Below are 21,106 nucleotides of genomic sequence, written 5' to 3' on the forward strand. Positions count from 1 at the left end.
AGCGTGTTTTCACACAGCCTGAATAGAGGCGGGTTTTTTATTGGCTTACCGAAGATTACTCTTCGAGGCTGCCCATGGCCGTGGTGTTGAAGCCACCGTCCACGTACATGATTTCACCGCTGATGCCGGACGCCAGGTCCGAGCACAGGAAGGCGCCGGCGTTGCCGACTTCTTCGATGGTGACGTTGCGGCGCAGCGGGGTTTGCGCTTCGTTGGCGGCCAGCATCTTGCGGAAGTTCTTGATGCCGGAAGCGGCGAGGGTGCGGATCGGGCCTGCCGATACGCAGTTGACGCGGGTACCGTCCGGGCCCAGGGAGCCGGCCAGGTAACGTACGCCGGCTTCCAGCGAAGCCTTGGCCATGCCCATCACGTTGTAGTTCGGCATGGTGCGCTCGGCGCCCAGGTACGACAGGGTCAGCAGGCTGCCGTTGCGGCCTTTCATCATTTCGCGGCCGGCCTTGGCCAGGGCCACGAAGCTGTAGGCGCTGATGTCGTGAGCGATGCGGAAACCTTCACGGGTGGTGGCTTCGGTGAAGTCGCCGTCCAGTTGGTCGCCCGGGGCGAAGCCCACGGAGTGCACGATGCAGTCCAGGCCGTCCCACTTCTTGCCCAGCTCAACGAAGACCTTGGCGATTTCTTCATCGCTGGCCACGTCGCACGGGAAGCACAGCTCAGGGTTCGAACCCCAGCTCTGTGCGAACTCTTCGACACGACCCTTGAGTTTGTCGTTCTGATAAGTGAAGGCAAGCTCAGCGCCCTCGCGATGCATGGCGGCAGCAATGCCGGATGCGATGGACAGCTTGCTGGCGACACCGACGATCAGTACGCGCTTACCGGCGAGAAAACCCATGTGTTGCTCCTCTTTCAGGTTATTGCGCAGTGGCCGGAGCCAAAAAAGCGGCTTCCAGCAACTGCTGTGTATACGGATGTTGGGGGGCGGCAAAAATGCTTTGCGCGTCTCCCTGTTCGACCACTTGGCCATGCTTTACCACCATCAACTGGTGGCTCAGCGCTTTCACCACAGCCAGGTCATGGCTGATAAACAGATACGTCAGGTTGTACTTGGTTTGCAGCGAACGCAAAAGCTCCACTACCTGGCGTTGTACCGTGCGGTCGAGGGCCGAAGTCGGCTCGTCCAGCAAAATCAACGCCGGTTTTAACACCAATGCCCGGGCAATGGCGATTCTCTGCCGTTGCCCGCCGGAAAATTCGTGGGGGTAGCGGTGCCGGGTTTCCGGATCCAGGCCTACCTCCTTGAGTGCTGCAATGATCGCTTGTTCCTGTTGCGCCTCGGTGCCCATCTTGTGGATCCGCAGGCCTTCGCCAACGATGTCGTTGACACACATCCGTGGGCTCAGGCTGCCGTAAGGGTCCTGAAACACCACTTGCATCTCCCGCCGCAACGGCCTGACCTGTTGCTGCGTCAGGCTGTCCAGCGCCTGGCCTTCAAAGCGAATGGCGCCTTTGCTGGCGATCAGCCGCAAAATCGCCAGGCCCAGGGTCGATTTGCCGGAACCGCTTTCACCCACTATCCCCAGGGTCTGGCCCTGGGGCAGGCTGAAGTTGATGCCGTCGACCGCCTTGACGTAATCCACCGTGCGCTTGAGCAAGCCTTTCTTGATCGGAAACCAGACTTTCAGGTCCTCGACCGCCAGCAAGGGCGGGCCGATCACGTTGCTTGCGGGCTTGCCACCGGGCTCCGCTGCCAGCAGTTCCCGAGTGTACGGATGCTGCGGCGCGTGGAACAATTCTTCGCACGATGCCTGTTCGACGATGCAACCTTGCTGCATGACACATACGCGATGCGCAATTCTTCGCACAAGGTTCAAATCGTGGCTGATCAGCAGCAGCGCCATGCCCAGTCGCGCCTGCAATTGCTTGAGCAATTCGAGGATTTTCAGCTGAACGGTCACGTCCAGCGCGGTGGTCGGCTCGTCGGCGATCAGCAGTTCCGGTTCGTTGGCCAGGGCCATGGCGATCATCACCCGCTGGCGCTGGCCGCCGGACAATTCGTGGGGCAGGGCCTTGAGGCGCTTGTGCGGCTCGGGGATGCCGACCATCTCCAGCAGTTCCAGGGTGCGTTTGGTCGCGACCTTGCCGCTCAGGCCCTTGTGGATGCCCAGCACTTCGTTGATCTGCTTTTCGATCGAGTGCAGCGGATTGAGCGAGGTCATCGGCTCCTGGAAGATCATCGCAATCCGGTTGCCACGAATGTGGCGGATGGTTTTTTCCTTCAGGTCCAGCAGGTTCTGCCCGGAATACTCGATGGTACCGGAGGGATGGCGCGCGAGCGGGTAGGGCAGCAGGCGCAGGATCGAATGTGCGGTCACCGATTTACCGGAACCGCTCTCGCCGACCAGCGCCAGGGTTTCGCCGCGCTTGATGTCGAAGCTGACGCCTTCGACGGCCCGCTGACAACGATTGCCGACGACAAATTCGACGGACAGGTTGCGCACTTCGATCAGATTGTCCTGATTCATTTCACTTCCTCGGGTCGAAGGCATCGCGAGCGGATTCGCCGATGAACACCAGCAGGCTCAACATCAGGGCCAGCACCGCAAAGGCGCTGATGCCCAGCCACGGCGCCTGCAGGTTGGATTTGCCCTGGGCCACCAGTTCACCCAGCGACGGGCTGCCTGCCGGCAGACCGAAACCGAGGAAGTCCAGGGCTGTCAGTGTGCCGATGGCGCCGGTGAGGATGAACGGCATGAAGGTCATGGTCGAGACCATCGCGTTGGGCAGGATATGGCGGAACATGATCGCGCCGTTCTGCATGCCCAGGGCGCGGGCGGCGCGCACGTATTCCAGGTTGCGCCCGCGCAGGAACTCGGCGCGCACCACGTCCACCAGGCTCATCCACGAGAACAGCAGCATGATCCCCAGCAGCCACCAGAAGTTGGGTTGCACGAAGCTGGCGAGGATGATCAGCAGGTACAGCACCGGCAGCCCGGACCAGATCTCCAGGAAGCGCTGTCCGGCCAGGTCCACCCAGCCGCCGTAGAAACCCTGCAAGGCCCCGGCGATCACGCCGATGATCGAACTGAGCACGGTCAGGGTCAGGGCGAACAGCACCGAAATGCGGAAACCGTAGATCACCCGGGCCAGCACGTCGCGGCCCTGGTCGTCGGTGCCCAGCAGGTTGTCCGTCGAGGGCGGGGCCGGGGCCGGGACTTTCAGGTCGTAGTTGATGCTCTGGTAGCTGTAGGGAATCGGCGCCCACAGCACCCAGGCGTCCTTGGCCTTGAGCAGTTCGCGGATGTACGGACTCTTGTAGTTGGCTTCCAGCGGGAATTCGCCGCCGAAGGTGGTTTCCGGGTAGCGCTTGAGCGCCGGGAAGTACCAGTTGTTGTCGTAATGCACCGCCAGCGGCTTGTCGTTGGCGATCAGCTCGGCACCCAGGCTGGCGCCGAACAGGATCAGGAACAGCCACAGCGACCACCAGCCACGCTTGTTGGCCTTGAACAGTTCGAAGCGTCGGCGATTGAGAGGGGACAGGTTCATCTCAATGCTCCCGGCTTTCGAAGTCGATGCGCGGATCGACAAAGGTGTAGGTGAGGTCGCCGATCAGTTTCACCACCAGCCCCAGCAACGTGAAGATGAACAGCGTGCCGAACACCACCGGGTAATCGCGGTTGATCGCCGCTTCGAAACTCATCAGGCCCAGGCCGTCGAGGGAGAAGATCACCTCCACCAGCAGCGAGCCGGTGAAGAAGATACCGATGAAGGCTGAAGGGAAACCGGCGATCACCAGCAGCATGGCGTTGCGGAACACGTGGCCGTACAGCACGCGGTGGTTGGTCAGGCCCTTGGCCCTGGCAGTGATCACGTACTGCTTGTTGATCTCGTCGAGGAAGCTGTTTTTGGTCAGCAGGGTCATGGTCGCGAAGTTGCCGATCACCAGCGCGGTCACCGGCAGCGCCAGGTGCCAGAAGTAGTCGAGGATCTTGCCGCCCATACTCAGTTCATCGAAGTTGTTCGAGGTCAGCCCGCGCAACGGGAACCAGTCCAGATAACTGCCGCCGGCGAACACCACGATCAACAGGATGGCGAACAGGAACGCCGGGATCGCGTAGCCGACGATGATCGCCGAACTGGTCCAGACGTCGAAATGGCTGCCGTGTCGCGTGGCCTTGGCGATCCCCAGCGGGATCGACACCAGGTACATGATCAGGGTGCTCCACAGCCCGAGGGAGATCGAGACCGGCATCTTTTCCTTGATCAGGTCGATGACCTTGGCGTCGCGAAAGAAGCTGTCGCCGAAATCCAGCGACGCATAGTTCTTGACCATGATCCACAAGCGTTCCGGCGCCGATTTGTCGAAGCCGTACATGTGCTCGATTTCCTTGATCAGCGCCGGGTCCAGGCCCTGGGCGCCGCGATAGGCCGAGCCTGCCACCGAGACTTCGGCGCCGCCGCCGGCGATGCGGCTGGTGGCGCCTTCGAAGCCTTCGAGCTTGGCGATCATCTGCTCCACCGGTCCGCCCGGGGCGGCCTGGATGATCACGAAATTGATCAGCAAGATGCCGAACAGGGTCGGAATGATCAGCAACAGTCGACGAAAAATGTACGCCAGCATCTGATTACTCCGTGCCCGCAGGATCGGCCTGCAGTATGGTTTCGACTTCTATCGCCGGCTTGATGTCGGGCTTGACCCACCAGGTGGCCGTGCCGATGTCGTACTTGGGCGAGACCTTCGGGTGGCCGATGTGGTTCCAGTACGCCACGCGCCAGGTCTTGATGTGCCAGTTGGGTATTACGTAATAGCCCCATTGCAGAACGCGGTCCAGCGCGCGGGCATGGGCCACCAGGCTTTTGCGCGAATCGGCGTTGATCAGTCGCTCGACCAGTTGATCGACCACCGGATCCTTGAGCCCCATGGAATTGCGGCTGCCGGGTTTGTCGGCGGCGGCCGACATCCAGAATTCCCGTTGTTCGTTACCCGGTGAGTTGGACTGCGGGAAGCTGCCGACGATCATGTCGAAGTCCCGGGAGCGCACGCGGTTGATGTACTGCGAGACGTCGACCCGGCGGATCACCAGGTCGATACCCAGGTCGCTCAGGTTGCGCTTGAACGGCAGCAGCACCCGTTCGAATTCGGTCTGGGCCAACAGGAACTCGATGACCACCGGCTTGCCGGTGGCGTCGACCATTTTGTCATCGACGATGCGCCAGCCCGCCTCCTGCAGCAGTTGATAGGCTTGCCGTTGCTGGGCGCGGATCATGCCGCTGCCGTCGGTGGTCGGGTTCTGGAAGGCTTCGCTGAACACCTGCGGTGGCAGCTTGGCGCGGAACGGCTCGAGGATCGCCACCTGATCGGTGTCAGGCAGGCCGGTGGCGGCCATTTCCGAGTTCTCGAAGTAACTGCGGGTACGCACATAGGCACCGTTGAACAGTTGCTTGTTGGTCCATTCGAAATCCAGCAACAGCGACAGGGCCTGGCGGACGCGCACATCCTGGAACACCGGGCGGCGCAGATTGAACACGAAGCCTTGCATGCCGGTCGGATTGCCGTTGGGAATCTGCTCCTTGACCAGTCGGCCCTCGGTGACCGCCGGGATGTTGTAGGCGTTGGCCCAGTTCTTCGCGGTCATTTCCAGCCAGTAATCGAACTGCCCGGCCTTGAGCGCTTCCAGGGCCACGGTGTTGTCGCGGTAGTAATCGGTGGTCATCACGTCGAAGTTATAGAAACCGCGATTGACCGGCAGGTCCTTGCCCCAGTAGTCCTTGACCCGCTCGTAGCGCACCGAGCGCCCGGCCTTCACTTCGCCGACCTTGTACGGGCCGCTGCCCAACGGGATCTCCAGGTTGCCCTTGTTGAAGTCGCGGTCGACCCACCAATGCTTGGGCAGCACCGGCAACTGGCCGAGGATCAGCGGCAGCTCGCGGTTGTTGGTGTGCTTGAACTTGAACAGCACGGTCAGCGGGTCTTCGGCAATCACTTCGGCCACGTCGTTATAGTAACCGCGGTACATCGGTGCGCCGTCCTTGGTCAGCATCTGGAAGCTGAACACCACGTCCTCGGCGCGTACCGGGTGGCCGTCATGGAAGCGCGCTTCGGGGCGCAGGTAGAAGCGCACCCAGCCGTTGTCCGGGGCTTTCTCGATCAGCCGGGCGATCAGGCCGTACTCGGTGAACGGTTCGTCCAGGCCTTGCTTGGCCAGGGTGTCGTAGATGATGCCGATATCATCCGCCGGCACGCCTTTGCTGATGAACGGGTTGAGGCTGTCGAAGCCACCGAACCCGGCCTGGCGGAAGATCCCGCCCTTGGGGGCGTCGGGATTGACGTAGTCGAAGTGCTTGAAGTCGGCCGGGTATTTCGGCGGCTCGTTGTACAGGGTCACGGCGTGTTGCGGGGCGGCGCAGGCCAGCCCGGCGAACAACAGGCCGCTGGCCTGCAGGAGCAGGGTGCGGATGGGCTTCATTGATCTTTCTCCGAAGATTTCAGCCACCACGCATTCAGGCCCAGGGTGTAAGGCGGCGTGGTGACAAAGGCGAGCCGGTTGCGGTACGCCAGACGGTGATAATTGAGGTACCAGTTGGGAACGATGTAGTGCTGCCACAGCAGCACGCGGTCAAGGGCCTTGCCGGCGGCGACTTGCTGGTCACGGGTCTGGGCGGCCAGCAACTGTTCGAGCAGATGGTCGACCACCGGGTTGGCAATGCCGGCGTAGTTCTTGCTGCCCTTGACCCCGGCCTGGCTGGAGTGAAAGTACTGCCATTGTTCCAGGCCCGGGCTGAGGGTCTGGTTGAGGGTCATCAGGATCATGTCGAAATCGAACTGGTCGAGGCGCTGCTTGTATTGCGCGCGATCGACCGTGCGCAACTGCGCATCGATGCCGATGCCGGCGAGGTTCTCGACGTAGGGCTGGAGGATGCGTTCCAGGTTCGGGTTGACCAGCAACAGCTCCAGGCGCAAGGGTTGGCCTGCGGCGTTTTGCAGGTGCTGACCATTGAGCTTCCAGCCGGCTTCGGCGAGCAGGCCGAGGGCTTTGCGCAAGGTCTCCCGGGGGATGCCGCGGCCATCGGTCTGCGGCAGGCTGAACGGCTCGGTAAAGAGCCTGGCCGGCAGCTGTTCACGGTAGGGCTTGAGCAACAGCCATTCATGCCCGACCGGCAAGCCGCTGGCCGAGAACTCGCTGTTGGGGTAATAGCTCATGGCGCGTTTGTAGGCACCGCTGAACAGCGCGCGGTTGGTCCATTCAAAGTTGAACATCAACCCCAGCGCTTCACGGACCCTGGCGTCCGAGAAAGTCGGTCGGCGGCCGTTCATGAACAGGCCCTGGGTCTGGGTCGGGATCTGGTGGGGGATCTGCGCCCTGATCACGTCACCGCGGCGTAGGGCGGGAAAGTTGTAGCCGGTGTCCCAGTTCTTCGCCTGATGCTCGATATAGATGTCGAATTCACCGGCCTTGAACGCCTCGAATGCGACGTCGCTGTCGCGGTAGAACTCGACTTCCATGCGGTCGACGTTGTACTTGCCGCGATTGACTGACAGGTCCTTGCCCCAGTAATCCTTGACCCGTTCAAAGACGATCTGGCGTCCTGGCGTGACCGACGTGATGCGATACGGCCCGCTGCCCAGCGGTGGTTCGAACGTGGTGGCCTTGAAGTCACGGCCTTTCCAGTAGTGCTGTGGCAACACCGGCATTTCGCCCAGGCGCAGGATCAGCAGCGGATTGCCGGCGCGCTTGAACACGAAACGGATACGCTGCGGGTTGAGGATGTCGACCCGCAGCACCTCCTGAAGGTTGGTGCGGTACAGCGGATGCCCTTCCTTGAGCAGCGTGCGGTAGGAGAACGCAACGTCGAAGGCGGTAATCGGCGTACCGTCATGGAAGCGTGCTTCAGGACGCAGGTTGAACACCACCCAACTGCGGTCCTCGCTGTACTCCACCGACTGGGCGATCAGGCCATAGCTGGACGCGGGTTCGTCACCCGAAGGCGCGTACTGCCCGGTGCCGACCATCAGTGGTTCGTTGAGTTCGTTGATGCCGTATTGCAGGAAGTTCGGCGTGGTGACCGGGCTGGTGCCCTTGAAGGTGTACGGGTTGAGCGTATCGAAGGTGCCAAACGCCATCACCCGCAACGTACCGCCCTTGGGCGCTTGCGGGTTGACCCAGTCGAAGTGGGTAAATCGGGCCGGGTACTTGAGCGTGCCGAACTGCGCATAACCATGGCTTTCGCTGATCGTCGCGCTTGCGGTGGAGCTCAAGGCCAGGCTGATCAGGAGCAGGGGCAGGGGACGCTTCAAATAGGAGATCCGATCCAGGCGGCTTGGGCTTTGTGGATCGTACAGTAACAGCTTGTATGGACAGGAAAAAGACGGGGGTAAATGCGTAATATCGGCCGGGCCACAATCCCTGTGGGAGCGAGCTTGCTCCCACAGGTTTTTGCACTGCCCACAAAAACTGAGCAGGCATAAAAAAGCCCCTGAAATCAGGGGCTCTTTTTAATGCGGATTGGCTACCGTCAACATCTGGCCGGGTTTCAGCGCCTGGCCGACACGAGGATTCCAGCGCTTGAGGTGCTGCATCTCGACGTTGAAGCGCTTGGCCACGAGGGCCAGCGAATCGCCTTGCTGGACCTTGTACTTGGTCTGCTGCTTTTTGGAGTTGGCGGCAATCACGGTGTTGACGCGCCCGGAGCTGCGTTTGCTGTTGTCCTGCATGACCAGGGTCTGGCCGGGCTTGAGATTCTTGCCGGTCAGTTTGTTCCAGCGTTGCAGGTCCTTCACGTCAACGTTGTTGGCCTTGGCGATGGAGCCGAGGTTGTCACCCCGTTTGACCCGATAGGAGCGCCTGGCGCTGGCGACCTGGGTGTCGTCGGCGCCTTCGAAGACCGGCTTGAGCGATTTCTTGCTGATCAACTCTTCAGGACGCATGGTCTGCAGGCTGCTGGTCAGCAGTTGCGCCTTGGAGGTCGGCACCAGCAGGTGCTGCGGGCCGTCGATGGTGGTGCGCTGCTTGAAGGCCGGGTTGAGCTGGAACAGTTCGTCTTCGTCGATGTTGGCCACTTCAGCGACCTTGGACAGGTCCATGCGCTGGTTGATTTCGACGACCTGGAAATAGGGCTGGTTGGCGATCGGGTTGAGGTTCACGCCATAGGCTTCAGGCGCCATCACCACTTGCGACAGCGCCAGCAACTTCGGCACGTAGGCCTGGGTTTCGGAGGGCAGCGGCAGGTTCCAGTAGTCGGTTGGCAGGCCGAGACGCTCGTTGCGCTCGATGGCCCGGCTGACGGTGCCTTCGCCGGCGTTGTAGGCCGCCAGGGCCAGCATCCAGTCGCCGTTGAACATGTCGTGCAGGCGGGTCAGGTAATCCAGTGCGGCGGTGGTCGACGCGGTGATGTCGCGACGGCCATCATAGAAACGGGTCTGGCGCAGGTTGAAGTAACGGCCGGTGGATGGGATGAATTGCCAAAGACCCACCGCGTCGGCCCGGGAGTAGGCCATCGGGTTGTAGGCACTTTCAATCACTGGCAACAGGGCCAGCTCCAGCGGCATGTTGCGTTCTTCAAGGCGCTCGACGATGTAGTGAATGTAGAGGCTGCCGCGTTCACCGGCGTTTTCGAGGAAAGACGGGTTGCTGGCGAACCACAGGCGCTGCTGCTCGATGCGCGGGTTGACACCCAGCCCGTCCTGCAACTGGAAGCCCTGGCGCATACGCTCCCAGACGTCCTGTGGAATTTGCGGGCTGGGCTTTTCGCTGAGCCAGATCGGCTTCTGCTTGGCGCGCGCGGCGATGTTCGGCGTGTGCGCCGCATCGGTCTGCGGCGCATGGCTGGAACAGCCCGCCAGGGTGGCGGACACAGCCACCGCAATGGCTTGAGCCAAGCGGGTCAATGCGTCTGAACTGATGGCTTTGCGAATAGGTGACGACATTGGCTGGAAGTAAGTTCCGGGCAAAAATGTCGGGCGATTCTAGAAAGCGCACCCTGCGCGGTCAACCTTTCAGAATTGTTGCAGCCTTGTGGGGCCCTTTTAGAACGTGTCTTTCCACGCTCGAAGCGCAGCAAAAACCATATCGGGCGCCGAGTTATCGGTGCCGGTCCGTTCGTCCGCTTTTTCTTTAACGGATGTTTCAGCAGAACGCAAAAACGGGTTTGTGAGCTTTTCCAGCGCCAGTGTCGACGGCAGCGTCATGATCCCGGATTCCCGTTGGCGGGTGACTTTGGCCAGGCGTTCGGCCGTATCCGGGTTGTTCGGCTCGACAGCGGCGGCAAACTTCAGATTGCTCAGGGTGTACTCGTGGGTGCAGTAGACCAGCGTGTCTTCCGGCAACCCCGCAAGACGTGTCAGCGAGCTGTACATTTGCTGGGGCGTGCCTTCGAACAACCGCCCGCAGCCGGCGGCAAACAGGGTGTCGCCGCAGAACAGCAAACCGTGATGGTAATAGGCGATATGTCCCAGGGTATGGCCGGGGACCGCGAAGACGTCGAAGTCCCAGCCGAGCACACTGACCTTGTCGTTGTCCTTGAGTGCTACGTCCCGCGCAGGGATCGTTTCGCTGGCCGGACCATAGACTGTCGCGTTTGTCGCTTTCTTCAGCAGTTCGACGCCGCCGACGTGGTCATGATGGTGGTGAGTGATCAGAATATCACTCAGTACCCAACCGGGATTTGCCGTGAGCCAGGCGTGTACCGGGGCGGCATCACCCGGGTCGACTACCGCGCAGCGTTTGCTGCCGTGGTCTTGTAACAACCAGATGTAGTTGTCGGTGAAGGCGGGCAGGGCTGTGATCTGTATCATCGTCGGATTCGCCAAGCGGAAAACAATGGCGCATCTTAGAACTTCCTGGCGCGTTGGAGAATGCAATGACTGATAAAGCGTTCGCACAGGCTGATCCTGACTGGCTGGCGTTGATCAGCGCAGCCCGCGAGTGGCTGGAAGGTCCGATCGGGCAATTCCTGCTGGACGAAGAGCGGCGCATGCTCGAAGACGAGCTCGGGCGGTTCTTTGGTGGCTATCTGGTGCATTACGGTCCCTCGGCCCAGACCCCGCCGTCAGCGCCGCAGGTGCAGCGTAACGTACGCCTTGGCGCGCCGTTGCCGGGGGTCGAGATCGTCTGTGAGGAGCAGGCCTGGCCGCTGAGCGAGCACGCCGCCGATGTGGTGGTGTTGCAACATGGCCTCGATTTCTGCCTGTCGCCCCATGGTTTGCTGCGCGAGGCGGCAAGCAGCGTGCGGCCCGGCGGGCATCTGCTGATTATCGGCATCAATCCCTGGAGCAGTTGGGGCCTGCGGCATGTGTTTGCCCAGGATGGGCTGCGCAAGGCGCGCTGCATTTCGCCGTCACGGGTCGCGGACTGGCTGAACCTGCTGGGCTTCGCGCTGGAGAAACGCCGCTTCGGGTGCTATCGTCCGCCGCTTGCGTCACCGGCGTGGCAGGCCCGCCTGGCCGGTTGGGAGCGCAAGGCCGGTGACTGGCAACTGTCGGGCGGCGGCTTCTATTTATTGGTGGCACGCAAGATCGTGGTGGGCCTGCGACCGGTCCGTCAGGAGCGGCGCGAGCCGATGGGCAAGTTGATTCCCTTGCCGATGGCCAAGGTCAACCGTCGCAACATCGAACCGTAATACACACTTTTCATTTGCGGCCGGGCCTGTCCCGGCTTCGGGCGTCGTCGATCTGCGATCGGCGGGCCAGCGCATTTTCTGGATAGATTGGCATGAGCGATAGCGTAGAACTGTTCACCGACGGCGCCTGCAAGGGCAACCCTGGCCCAGGCGGCTGGGGCGCACTGCTGGTGTGCAAGGGCGTTGAAAAGGAACTCTGGGGCGGCGAAGCCAATACCACCAACAACCGCATGGAGCTGATGGGCGCGATCCGTGGCCTGGAAGAGCTCAAGCGTCCCTGTGAGGTGCTGCTGGTGACCGACTCCCAGTACGTGATGAAAGGCATCAACGAGTGGATGGACAACTGGAAGAAGCGCGGCTGGAAAACCGCGGCGAAGGAACCGGTGAAAAACGCCGACCTGTGGAAATTGCTCGACGAGCAGGTCAACCGCCACAAGGTCACCTGGAAATGGGTGCGCGGGCACATTGGCCATCACGGCAACGAACGCGCCGACCAGTTGGCCAACCGTGGCGTCGACGAAGTGCGCGGGTACAAGCAGGGCTGATTCCGGTACTACCGATGCATCGCGCCGCCGCCTTCGCGAGCAAGCCCGCTCCCACATTGATCTCCATGCGCCACAGATCCCTTGTGGGAGCGGGCTTGCTCGCGAAGGCGGCGACTCGGTGTATCTGAAAGCCTCTGCAAGCGTGATAACATCACCGCTTTTGCCCGAATACCGATTGAGAGCTGAGCACTGATGGCAACCAGATCCGTTGTACTCGACACCGAAACCACCGGCATGCCGGTGACCGACGGCCACCGGATTATCGAAATCGGTTGTGTCGAGTTGATCGGCCGCCGCCTGACGGGCCGGCACTTTCACGTGTACCTGCAGCCCGATCGCGAAAGTGACGAGGGCGCCATCGGTGTCCACGGCATCACCAACGAATTCCTCGTCGGCAAGCCGCGTTTTGCCGAGGTGGCCGAAGAGTTCTTCGAGTTCATCAAGGGCGCGCAGCTGATCATCCATAACGCGGCGTTCGACGTTGGTTTCATCAACAACGAATTCGCCCTGATGGGGCAGCAGGATCGCGCGGACATCACGCAGCACTGCACGATCCTCGACACCCTGATGATGGCCCGGGAACGTCACCCGGGGCAGCGCAACAGCCTCGACGCCTTGTGCAAACGTTATGGCGTCGACAACTCCGGCCGTGAGCTGCACGGCGCCTTGCTCGACTCCGAGATTCTCGCCGACGTCTACCTGACCATGACCGGTGGGCAGACCAGCCTGTCCCTGGCCGGTAACGCCTCCGATGGCAATGGCTCCGGTGAAGGGGCGGACAACTCGGCCACGGAGATCCGTCGTTTGCCGGCGGATCGCCAGCCGACGCGCATCATCCGCGCCAGCGAAGACGACCTGGCCCGCCACGCGGCGCGCCTGGAAATCATCGGCAAATCCGCTGGTGCCCCGGCGTTGTGGGTGCAGTTGGCTGAGGCTGAAGCGCAGGCCTGACACCCTGTTTGGCAGACACTGTTTTTGTGGCGAGGGGGCTTGCCCCCGTTCGGCTGCGAAGCAGTCGTAAATACATCCTCTGCGGTTTATCTGGAAGAATGATGGGACCGCTTCGCGCTCCAACGGGGGCAAGCCCCCTCGCCACAGGGAAGCGCTCCAGTCGCCACAAGTTGGTGCATCCCGCTCGCCACTTGCGCTGCAACACTCTACCCTGAGGTGATTGGCAGGCTCTGGTCTGCCGCCTCAGGACACTGAGCCTCATGTATAAAGATTTGAAATTCCCGGTCCTGATTGTCCATCGCGACATCAAGGCCGACAGCGTCGCCGGCGACCGCGTGCGGGGAATTGCCCGAGAGCTGGAGCAGGAAGGGTTCAGCGTCGTTTCGGCGGTGGACTACACCGAAGGGCGACTGGTGGCGTCGACCTACCATGGCCTGTCCTGCATGTTGATAGCGTCTGAGGACGCCAGCACCCATTCCCACTTGTTGCAAAACATGGCCGAACTGATCGGTCTGGCGCGAGTGCGTGCGCCGGATCTGCCGATCTTCGCCCTGGGCGAAAAAGTGACCCTGGAAAACGCGCCCGCCGATGCCATGGCCGAGCTCAACCAGTTGCGCGGCATTCTTTACCTGTTTGAAGACACCGTGCCTTTTCTTGCCCGGCAGGTAGCCCGCGCCGCGCGCAAATACCTCGATGGCCTGTTGCCGCCGTTCTTCAAGGCCTTGGTGCAGCACACCGCGGATTCCAACTATTCCTGGCATACCCCCGGTCACGGCGGAGGGGTGGCGTATCACAAGAGTCCGGTCGGGCAGGCGTTCCACCAGTTTTTCGGGGAAAACACCCTGCGCTCGGATCTTTCGGTGTCGGTGCCGGAGCTCGGTTCCTTGCTCGATCACACCGGTCCCCTGGCTGAAGCCGAGGCCCGTGCAGCGCGTAATTTCGGCGCCGATCACACCTTTTTCGTGATCAATGGCACGTCCACGGCCAACAAGATTGTCTGGCACTCGGTGGTCGCTCGCGATGATCTGGTGCTGGTGGACCGTAATTGCCACAAGTCGGTGTTGCACTCGATCATCATGACCGGCGCGATCCCGCTGTACTTGTGTCCGGAGCGTAATGAGCTGGGGATCATCGGCCCGATTCCCCTGAGCGAGTTCAGTCGCGAATCGATCCAGGCCAAGATCGACGCCAGCCCGCTGACCAAGGGGCGTGCACCGAAGGTCAAGCTCGCCGTAGTGACCAATTCGACCTATGACGGCCTCTGCTACAACGCCGAACTGATCAGGCAGCAACTGGGCAACAGTGTCGAGGTGCTGCACTTCGACGAGGCCTGGTACGCCTATGCGGCGTTCCATGAGTTTTTTGCCGGGCGCTACGGCATGGGCACGTCCCGCGATGAAGACAGTCCGTTGGTGTTCACCACCCATTCCACCCACAAGTTGCTGGCGGCCTTCAGCCAGGCGTCGATGATTCACGTGCGCGATGGCGGCGCGCGGCAACTGGACCGGGATCGCTTCAACGAAGCGTTCATGATGCACATCTCGACCTCGCCGCAGTACGGCATCATCGCCTCGCTGGATGTGGCTTCGGCGATGATGGAAGGGCCGGCCGGGCGTTCGCTGCTGCAGGAGATGTTCGACGAAGCCCTGAGTTTTCGCCGGGCGCTGGCTAACTTGCGCCAGCACATTGCCGCTGATGACTGGTGGTTTTCGATCTGGCAACCGCCGTCGGCGGAAGGCATCGAGCGGGTCGTCACCGAGGACTGGTTGCTGCAGCCAGAGGCCGACTGGCACGGCTTTGGTGGCGTGACCGACGATTATGTGCTGCTCGACCCGATCAAGGTCACGCTGGTGATGCCGGGGCTGACGGCCGGTGGCGCCCTCAGCGAGCGCGGGATTCCGGCGGCGGTGGTCAGCAAGTTCCTTTGGGAGCGTGGCCTGGTGGTTGAGAAGACCGGGCTGTATTCGTTCCTGGTGTTGTTCTCCATGGGCATCACCAAGGGCAAGTGGAGCACGCTGCTCACCGAATTGCTGGAGTTCAAGCGCAGCTATGACGCCAACGTCAGTCTGGCCAGTTGCCTGCCTTGCGTGGCGCAGGAGAATGTCGCGCGGTATCAGGGCATGGGCCTGCGTGATCTGTGCGATCAGTTGCATGCCTGTTATCGCAGCAATGCCACCGCCAGGCACCTCAAGCGCATGTACACCGTACTGCCGGAAGTCGCGATGAAGCCGGCGCACGCCTATGATCAATTGGTGCGCGGTGAAGTCGAGGCCGTATCGATCGATGCGCTGCTCGGACGGATCGCCGCGGTGATGCTGGTGCCGTACCCACCCGGCATTCCGTTGATCATGCCGGGTGAACGCTTTACCGAGTCGACCCGCTCGATCATCGATTACCTGGCATTTGCCCGCACGTTCGATAGCAGTTTCCCGGGGTTCGTTGCTGATGTGCACGGATTGCAACACGAAGATCAGGGCAGTGGGCGGTGCTACACCGTCGATTGCATCAAGGAGTGAGGACCTTTCCCAGTATGCAGCCGGTTATAAATCCGAATTATCCAGGGTTGTCGGTACGGGTTGCCGATGAAGGTTTTGCCGCCTACATCTGGGGCAGTGATTTCAGTTTTGAAGTCGCAGCCTATGGTGCGGCCGAAATCGGCAAACCGGTCGCGCAGTGGCCGGTGACGCCGATCACGCCTTACCGCAAGTGCTACGGCATCGACCCGGAGGAGTTCAGCAGCTTCCGCGATGCCGCCGACAGCGCGATTTTCATGGCCTATCTGGATGACCAGCCCGTGGGGCACCTGGTGGTCAGCACCAACTGGAACGGCTTTGCCCATATCGACGAACTGGCGGTGCATGCGCCGGCCCGGCGGCACGGCGTGGCCAAGGCACTGCTGGATGTGGCGCAGTTCTGGAGCCGCAAGAAGAAACTTCCGGGCATCATGCTCGAAACCCAGAACAACAACCTGGGGGCCTGTCGGCTCTACGAACGCTGCGGTTACGTGATCGGCGGGGTCGACCATCTGCGCTATCGCGGCATCGATCCGAACACCGCCGAAGTGGCGCTGTTCTGGTATCGAATATTCGAAAACCCGCTGGAAAACCCGCTCAGTTCGTCAGCATCGCCGCGGCTTGTTCCGTAACGATGGCCAACAGGGCCTGAACCGCCGGAGACGCTTCGGTGTTTTTCAGGGACAGGGCGTAAAGGCTGACCGGGATGGCGGGTGCCAGCGGGCAGCTGTCCAGTCCCGAGGCTTTGGCGCCGAGGGCGGTGAAGGGGTCGACGATGGCCAGGCCTTCGCCGGCCTCGACCATGCTGCGCATCATCTGGTGCGTCTGCACCCGGGTCTGAATCACCGGGGCAGGGCGCAAACCGTGCAGTTTGTTTTCCAGTGCCGGGCTCAGCGGGTCGTGCCCCTCCAGGCCGATCATCGATTGGCCGGCCAGGTCCTGCAGTGAAATGTATTTCTGTTTCGGTTGCAGCCAGCCATGGGGGGCGAGCAACTGAAGTTTGCCTTGGGCAATCACCTTGCAATCGAGGTCGGCGTGATCGGGGTCGTGCAGGCTCAGGCCCAGATCGCTTTCACGCAGCAGCAGGCTTCTGACGATGTCGCGGGTCGGCTGGCTCAGCAGTGTGCAAGGCGCGTCGGGCAGACGTCGACGCAGGGCCGCGATGCTGTAAGGCAACAATTGGTTGGCCAGGGGCGGTGTGCAGATGATGCGCAGCGGCGGCGCCAGGTATTGCCTGAGGCTGTTGGCCAGACGCTGCACCGGTTCGAGCGCGTCGTAGACCCGGGCAATTTCCACCTGCAGTTGCTGCGCTTCGCGGGTGGCCTGCAATCGTCCGCGAACGCTGGCGAACAGCATGAACCCCAGCTGATCCTCGGCGTCGCGCAGCAAGCGCTCGACTTCGGCCACTGGCAACTGCAGCCATTCGGCAGCGGTGCCCAGGTGACCGGTCTGCAGGAGCGCCTGGATCACTTCGATATGGCGTAAGCGCATGCGTGAAGTCCATGTTCAGCAGGTGGAGGAGTCAGTGGCTGAATCCTACCCCAAGTCCGCGCATATGACTTCTGCTCATAACGACGGGTTATGAAGCGCTGACGGTTTGCGGTTCGCGGGTAATGGTCACACCGGTTTGCACCAGCATGAATTCATTGTCGTCGACCTTGTTGACACGGTCGCCAATGGCCAGCTTATAGGTAGTGACAGGCCCTGAACCGTCTACCGCCGGGGTGGATTCCTGGAACTCGTGCACCGAATAAATACGGCCTTCCGCGTCTCTTGCATGGAACTGACCGACGAGTACTGCTGCCATCTGCTTAGAACCTCTGGAGATAAATCACTCAATTTGCGGCTCTGTAGACCGTGCCTGGGTGAGGTAAGTTTTCCTACAGGAAAAAAATAGTCAGGGACGGCGTTTTCAGTCGCCCGCTGCTTGAATCGTCATCTATAACTACAAGCTCTTCCTATCGGACAGTCGAGACATTCCCATGAGCAACGTCTATTCGGTCGCCGTCGTGGTCGGCAGCTTGAGAAAGGAATCGATCAACCGCAAGGTCGCACGGGCCCTGGCTGAACTGGCTCCGGCCAATCTCAAGCTCAACATCGTCGAAATTGGCGACCTGCCGCTCTACAACGAAGACATCGATGGCGCTTCACCGCCGGCAGCCTACAGCACTTTCCGACAACAAGTGAGTTCATCCGACGCGGTGCTGTTCGTAACCCCGGAATACAACCGCTCGGTGCCGGCACCGTTGAAAAACGCGATTGACGTGGGTTCGCGTCCCTATGGGAAAAGTGCCTGGAACGGCAAGCCAGGCGCGATTATCAGCGTTTCGCCGGGGGCCGTCGGCGGGTTTGGCGCCAACCACAACCTGCGTCAATCCATGGTTTTTCTCAATGTACCGCTGATGCAGCAACCGGAGGCCTATCTGGGGAACGCCGGTTCGGCGTTCGACGAGGCGGGCAAATTGTCCGAGTCGGTCAAGCCGTTCCTGCAAAGCTTCATCAATGCCTATGGGCAATGGGTCGAGCAGCACAAGAAAGTCTGATGTTCGTTTGCCAGCGCTCAGTCCCGCGACGCGTTGGCCAATCGGCTGCAAACCAGTGCTTCCATTTCCGACAGCCAGGCGGCGGTTTGTTCCGCCGCCGGTTGTGCCGTGATGCAGTAGCGACGTCCGCCCCAGGCCATGATGACCCAGGCTTCAATAGTCGGCGCTGACGGCTGCGTCGGCAAATCGCCGCAGGCCGCGAAGGCTTCCCGCCATTTTTGCGACAGTTCCTCGTACACCCTTCGGTGATGCTTGGGTTCGGCGATCTGATGCTCGATGAGCGACACGGCATGGTTGAACAGCGGTTGTCGGGGATCGTCAGGGTCGCAGGTCAGGCGCACCAGTCGCTTGATGCGCGCCAGCCAGTCGAGGTCGTTTGCCCGGATAACGTCTTGATCCAGTTGAGCCAGCAGTACATCCAGGCGATGCCGGATGTAACCCGACAGCAGGGCTTTTTTGCTCGGGAAATAGTCATACAGCGTGCCAATCGCCACACCGGCTTCCAGTGCCACGTCCCGGGTGGTCAGTCTTGACCAGCCGTTGCGCTGCCAAATCCGAACAAAAGCCTCGTAAATCGCCTCGACGGTGAAAATCGCCCGAGCCTGGCTGGGTCGTTTCAGCGGCTTGGCGCGGGAATTGAGGGGGGGCGAGTCGCCCCTGGTGTTTCCGAACCCACTCTTCATCGGCAGTCCTTACCCTTGTGTGACCCGCCACCGTGTCGCAGCAGGAGACCGAACATGCAGGATTTCACCACGGTAACACGCCTGATTACCCGTAAAAATGCTCTGGACCAGAGCCGCATAGCGCAGGAACGACGTAGCCTGGTTCCGGCAGCCGGCGAGGTAATCCTGAAGATTGATCGTTGCGCACTGACTACCAACAACATTACGTACGCGGCGTATGGCAATTCAATGAACTACTGGGGTTTCTTTCCCGCCGGCGAGGAGGGCTGGGGCCATATTCCGGCCTGGGGATTCGCGGACGTCATTGCGTCGACCGTGACCGGCATCGAGGTGGGCGAGCGCTTTTACGGTTACTTTCCGCTGGCCAGTCACCTGTGGATGCGCCCGGAACGGGTCACCGAACGTGGCTTCTACGACGGGGCCGGGCACCGTTTAGGGCTGACCTCGGCGTACAACCAATACACGCGATGCGGTTGGGATGCGTACTACAGGCCTGAAACCGAAAACCTGCAGATTCTGCTCAAACCGTTGTTTCTGACCTCTTCAATGCTGGCGGACTTCCTCCAGGACAACCAGTTCTTTGGCGCAACCCGGCTGGTGTTTTCCAGTGCGTCGAGTAAAACCGCCTACGGCACGGCGGTCTGCCTGGAGAGTCATCCGCAACTGGAACGGATTGCCCTGACCTCGGCCGCCAACAAAGCCTTTGTCGAAACCCTCGGTTGTTACGAGCGGGTAGTGTCCTATGAAGAGCTGACGAGTCTTGGGAATAATTGTCCTGCGCTGTATGTGGATTTTTCGGGTGACCTCCCGTTGCGGGATCAGGTGCACCAGCACTGTGCCGGGCAACTGGTCTACAGCTGCTTCGCCGGCTCTGCGCAAAGTACCGATGAGGCACGGTTGACGGCTATCGAAGGGCCGCAACCGGTGTTCTTTTTTGCGCCGATCCAGATCCGCAAGCGCAATGCCGAATGGGGGCCGGAAGGGGTCAGCCAGCATATCGGCGAGGGGTTGCTGCGGTTTATTCGGCTGGTGACGGAAAGTGAAAGACCATTGCTGAAGGTCATTGAAGGCCGAGGTTATGAGGCTGCGCAAAGCGTCATTTTCCGCTTGTTTCATGGCCAGGTTCCACCTGTCGAGGGGCATGTGATTCGGTTGTAGGCGGGCAGTCTTCGTGCATCCCGGATAGACCGTGGTGACTTCTTCGCGAGCAAGCCCGCTCCCACATTTGATCTCGGTCGAATAGAGATTTTGTATCCGCTGAGAATCCCTGTGGGAGCGGGCTTGCCCGCGAAGGGGCCGGCTCAGGCAATGCAAAACTCAACCCTGTCCCGACACATTCGGCCAAAGATCCGCCACCAGAAACAAGCGCTCGGCCTCTTCCCAGTCGCCATTGGCATTTTCCGTCAGGCGCACCAGCAGTTGTGCCGGTGCCAGCGGGTCCAGGTCATTGAGCCATGCCTGCATCTGTTCAGGGGTCCAGGTGTGCTCCGCCGCATAGTGCGCCGGTGCCAGCCAGGCATGGCGGGGCAAGGGTTGCCAGCGACCGGGTGCGCTCTGGGCAACCAACGCCGGCCAATCCTTTTGATGCAGCCAGCGACCGCGCAAATGCTGCGGATGGGCACCCGACGGCGGGGCGGCCTGTCCGGGCCAGGGGTAGAGCAAATAACCTCCCAGCCATAAATGGGCGCTGAAGGCCTGGATATCCAGCGCCGCCAGTACTTCACGGCTCTCGGGGCGTGCGGAAATCGGTAACTGATGCTGGCTCAGGTGCGCCAGTTTGCGGTCGAGCCGATCGTGGCAGCCCGGGCCCAGCCACTGGGCGGTGTCGTGCCCGTCGCCCGATTGCGGGCCTAGGTAGAGCTTGATCGCCAGTTCCAGGTGATGCACACCGTCGCGGTCGCGCAGCAGCATGTCCAGTTCACCCAGGGTGTGCCCTTCGCGGCGGATCGGCATGTTGGCGGCAATCAGCTCAATGCCCGGCGCATGCTGCACGGCAAATTGCCAGAGGCGTTCGTAGTACAGGCCCAGGCGGCGGGTGCGGGCCTGGGCCAGCCAGTGCAATAAGCCATAACTGTCCCGGTCCAGCTGCCGCAGCCACTGCTCCAGCCGGTCCGGTGCCTGCACCCAGTCGCTGCCGGCCAACGGGTGACGTTGCGGCCACGGGGTATCGTCCAGCATGGGCGGGGCGAGGATGACCCACGCCAGGTCACGCACTTCGGGGTGGCGTAATTGATGGGGCAGGTGGAGCAAATCCGGAAATAGCATCATCTTGCGAGCATAGCCCGAAACCCGGGCACACC

The 21,106-nt window shown here is 61.3% G+C and carries 19 protein-coding genes; 7 read left to right on the forward strand and 12 right to left on the reverse strand.

Annotated elements, in window-relative coordinates:
• Positions 1–55: 55 nt before the first annotated feature.
• The 8 genes from fabI to gloB all read right to left on the reverse strand — a co-directional run bounded on the left by fabI (position 56) and on the right by gloB (position 10,747).
• Positions 56–850 carry an enoyl-ACP reductase FabI gene (gene fabI, locus PMI26_RS04205; RefSeq protein ID WP_007979113.1) on the reverse strand — a complete coding sequence of 265 codons (795 nt, stop codon included), beginning with the start codon at positions 848–850 and terminating at the stop codon, positions 56–58.
• A 19-nt stretch (positions 851–869) separates the two neighbouring features.
• Positions 870–2,480: an ABC transporter ATP-binding protein gene (locus tag PMI26_RS04200; RefSeq protein ID WP_007979114.1), complete on the reverse strand. Its 1,611-nt coding sequence runs from the start codon at positions 2,478–2,480 to the stop codon at positions 870–872.
• 1 nt (position 2,481) lies between these two features.
• Complete coding sequence (locus PMI26_RS04195) at positions 2,482–3,501, reverse strand: ABC transporter permease (RefSeq protein ID WP_007979115.1); 1,020 nt, start codon at positions 3,499–3,501, stop codon at positions 2,482–2,484.
• Position 3,502: 1 nt separating this feature from the next.
• A complete protein-coding gene (locus PMI26_RS04190; protein WP_007979116.1) occupies positions 3,503–4,576 on the reverse strand; it encodes a microcin C ABC transporter permease YejB in 1,074 nt (357 codons plus the stop codon).
• A gap of 4 nt (positions 4,577–4,580) precedes the next feature.
• A complete protein-coding gene (locus PMI26_RS04185) occupies positions 4,581–6,422 on the reverse strand; it encodes an extracellular solute-binding protein (protein ID WP_007979117.1) in 1,842 nt (613 codons plus the stop codon).
• Positions 6,419–8,239, reverse strand: a complete 1,821-nt coding sequence (locus PMI26_RS04180; RefSeq protein ID WP_443200854.1) for an extracellular solute-binding protein — start codon at positions 8,237–8,239, stop codon at positions 6,419–6,421. Before PMI26_RS04180 ends, PMI26_RS04185 begins: the two co-directional genes overlap by 4 nt.
• 210 nt (positions 8,240–8,449) lie before the next feature.
• Complete coding sequence (locus PMI26_RS04175) at positions 8,450–9,880, reverse strand: transglycosylase SLT domain-containing protein (RefSeq protein WP_007979119.1); 1,431 nt, start codon at positions 9,878–9,880, stop codon at positions 8,450–8,452.
• 99 nt (positions 9,881–9,979) lie between these two features.
• Positions 9,980–10,747: a hydroxyacylglutathione hydrolase gene (gene gloB / locus PMI26_RS04170; protein WP_007979120.1), complete on the reverse strand. Its 768-nt coding sequence runs from the start codon at positions 10,745–10,747 to the stop codon at positions 9,980–9,982.
• Between the two features lie 65 nt (positions 10,748–10,812).
• Here gloB and PMI26_RS04165 point away from each other — a divergent pair, with 65 nt between their 5' ends.
• The 5 genes from PMI26_RS04165 (at position 10,813) to PMI26_RS04145 (ending at position 16,212) form a co-directional block, all read left to right on the forward strand.
• Entirely contained in the window at positions 10,813–11,571 is a 759-nt protein-coding gene (locus PMI26_RS04165) for a class I SAM-dependent methyltransferase (RefSeq protein ID WP_007979122.1), read from the forward strand.
• Between the two features lie 92 nt (positions 11,572–11,663).
• Positions 11,664–12,116: a ribonuclease HI gene (rnhA, locus tag PMI26_RS04160; protein WP_007979123.1), complete on the forward strand. Its 453-nt coding sequence runs from the start codon at positions 11,664–11,666 to the stop codon at positions 12,114–12,116.
• A 192-nt stretch (positions 12,117–12,308) separates the two neighbouring features.
• A complete protein-coding gene (gene dnaQ / locus PMI26_RS04155; protein WP_007979124.1) occupies positions 12,309–13,067 on the forward strand; it encodes a DNA polymerase III subunit epsilon in 759 nt (252 codons plus the stop codon).
• 260 nt (positions 13,068–13,327) lie between these two features.
• Positions 13,328–15,583, forward strand: a complete 2,256-nt coding sequence (locus tag PMI26_RS04150; protein ID WP_007979125.1) for an Orn/Lys/Arg decarboxylase N-terminal domain-containing protein — start codon at positions 13,328–13,330, stop codon at positions 15,581–15,583.
• A gap of 14 nt (positions 15,584–15,597) precedes the next feature.
• A complete protein-coding gene (locus PMI26_RS04145; RefSeq protein ID WP_007979127.1) occupies positions 15,598–16,212 on the forward strand; it encodes a GNAT family N-acetyltransferase in 615 nt (204 codons plus the stop codon).
• On the opposite strand, the gene PMI26_RS04140 is transcribed toward PMI26_RS04145, so the two are convergent.
• Together PMI26_RS04140 and PMI26_RS04135 are read right to left on the reverse strand one after the other, a co-directional pair.
• Positions 16,178–17,071, reverse strand: a complete 894-nt coding sequence (locus PMI26_RS04140; RefSeq protein WP_007979129.1) for a LysR family transcriptional regulator — start codon at positions 17,069–17,071, stop codon at positions 16,178–16,180. The genes PMI26_RS04145 and PMI26_RS04140 overlap by 35 nt on opposite strands.
• Positions 17,072–17,159: 88 nt before the next feature.
• Positions 17,160–17,387: a hypothetical protein gene (locus tag PMI26_RS04135; RefSeq protein ID WP_007979133.1), complete on the reverse strand. Its 228-nt coding sequence runs from the start codon at positions 17,385–17,387 to the stop codon at positions 17,160–17,162.
• A 175-nt stretch (positions 17,388–17,562) separates the two neighbouring features.
• Between PMI26_RS04135 and PMI26_RS04130 the strand changes: the two genes are divergently transcribed.
• Positions 17,563–18,123 carry an NADPH-dependent FMN reductase gene (locus tag PMI26_RS04130; protein ID WP_007979138.1) on the forward strand — a complete coding sequence of 187 codons (561 nt, stop codon included), beginning with the start codon at positions 17,563–17,565 and terminating at the stop codon, positions 18,121–18,123.
• 17 nt (positions 18,124–18,140) lie between these two features.
• Here the strand turns inward: PMI26_RS04130 and PMI26_RS04125 are convergent, their stop codons facing one another.
• Entirely contained in the window at positions 18,141–18,806 is a 666-nt protein-coding gene (locus tag PMI26_RS04125) for a TetR/AcrR family transcriptional regulator (protein ID WP_007979139.1), read from the reverse strand.
• A gap of 54 nt (positions 18,807–18,860) precedes the next feature.
• Here PMI26_RS04125 and PMI26_RS04120 point away from each other — a divergent pair, with 54 nt between their 5' ends.
• Positions 18,861–19,964 (forward strand): DUF2855 family protein, encoded by a 1,104-nt coding sequence (locus PMI26_RS04120; protein WP_007979140.1) that lies wholly within the window; start codon positions 18,861–18,863, stop codon positions 19,962–19,964.
• A 159-nt stretch (positions 19,965–20,123) separates the two neighbouring features.
• Here PMI26_RS04120 and PMI26_RS04115 read toward each other — a convergent pair whose 3' ends face one another.
• Complete coding sequence (locus tag PMI26_RS04115) at positions 20,124–21,074, reverse strand: DUF1853 family protein (protein WP_007979141.1); 951 nt, start codon at positions 21,072–21,074, stop codon at positions 20,124–20,126.
• Between the last annotated feature and the right edge of the window lie 32 nt (positions 21,075–21,106).

This window comes from Pseudomonas sp. GM33 (assembly GCF_000282295.1).
GTDB classification, from domain to species: Bacteria; Pseudomonadota; Gammaproteobacteria; order Pseudomonadales; family Pseudomonadaceae; genus Aquipseudomonas; species Aquipseudomonas laurylsulfatiphila.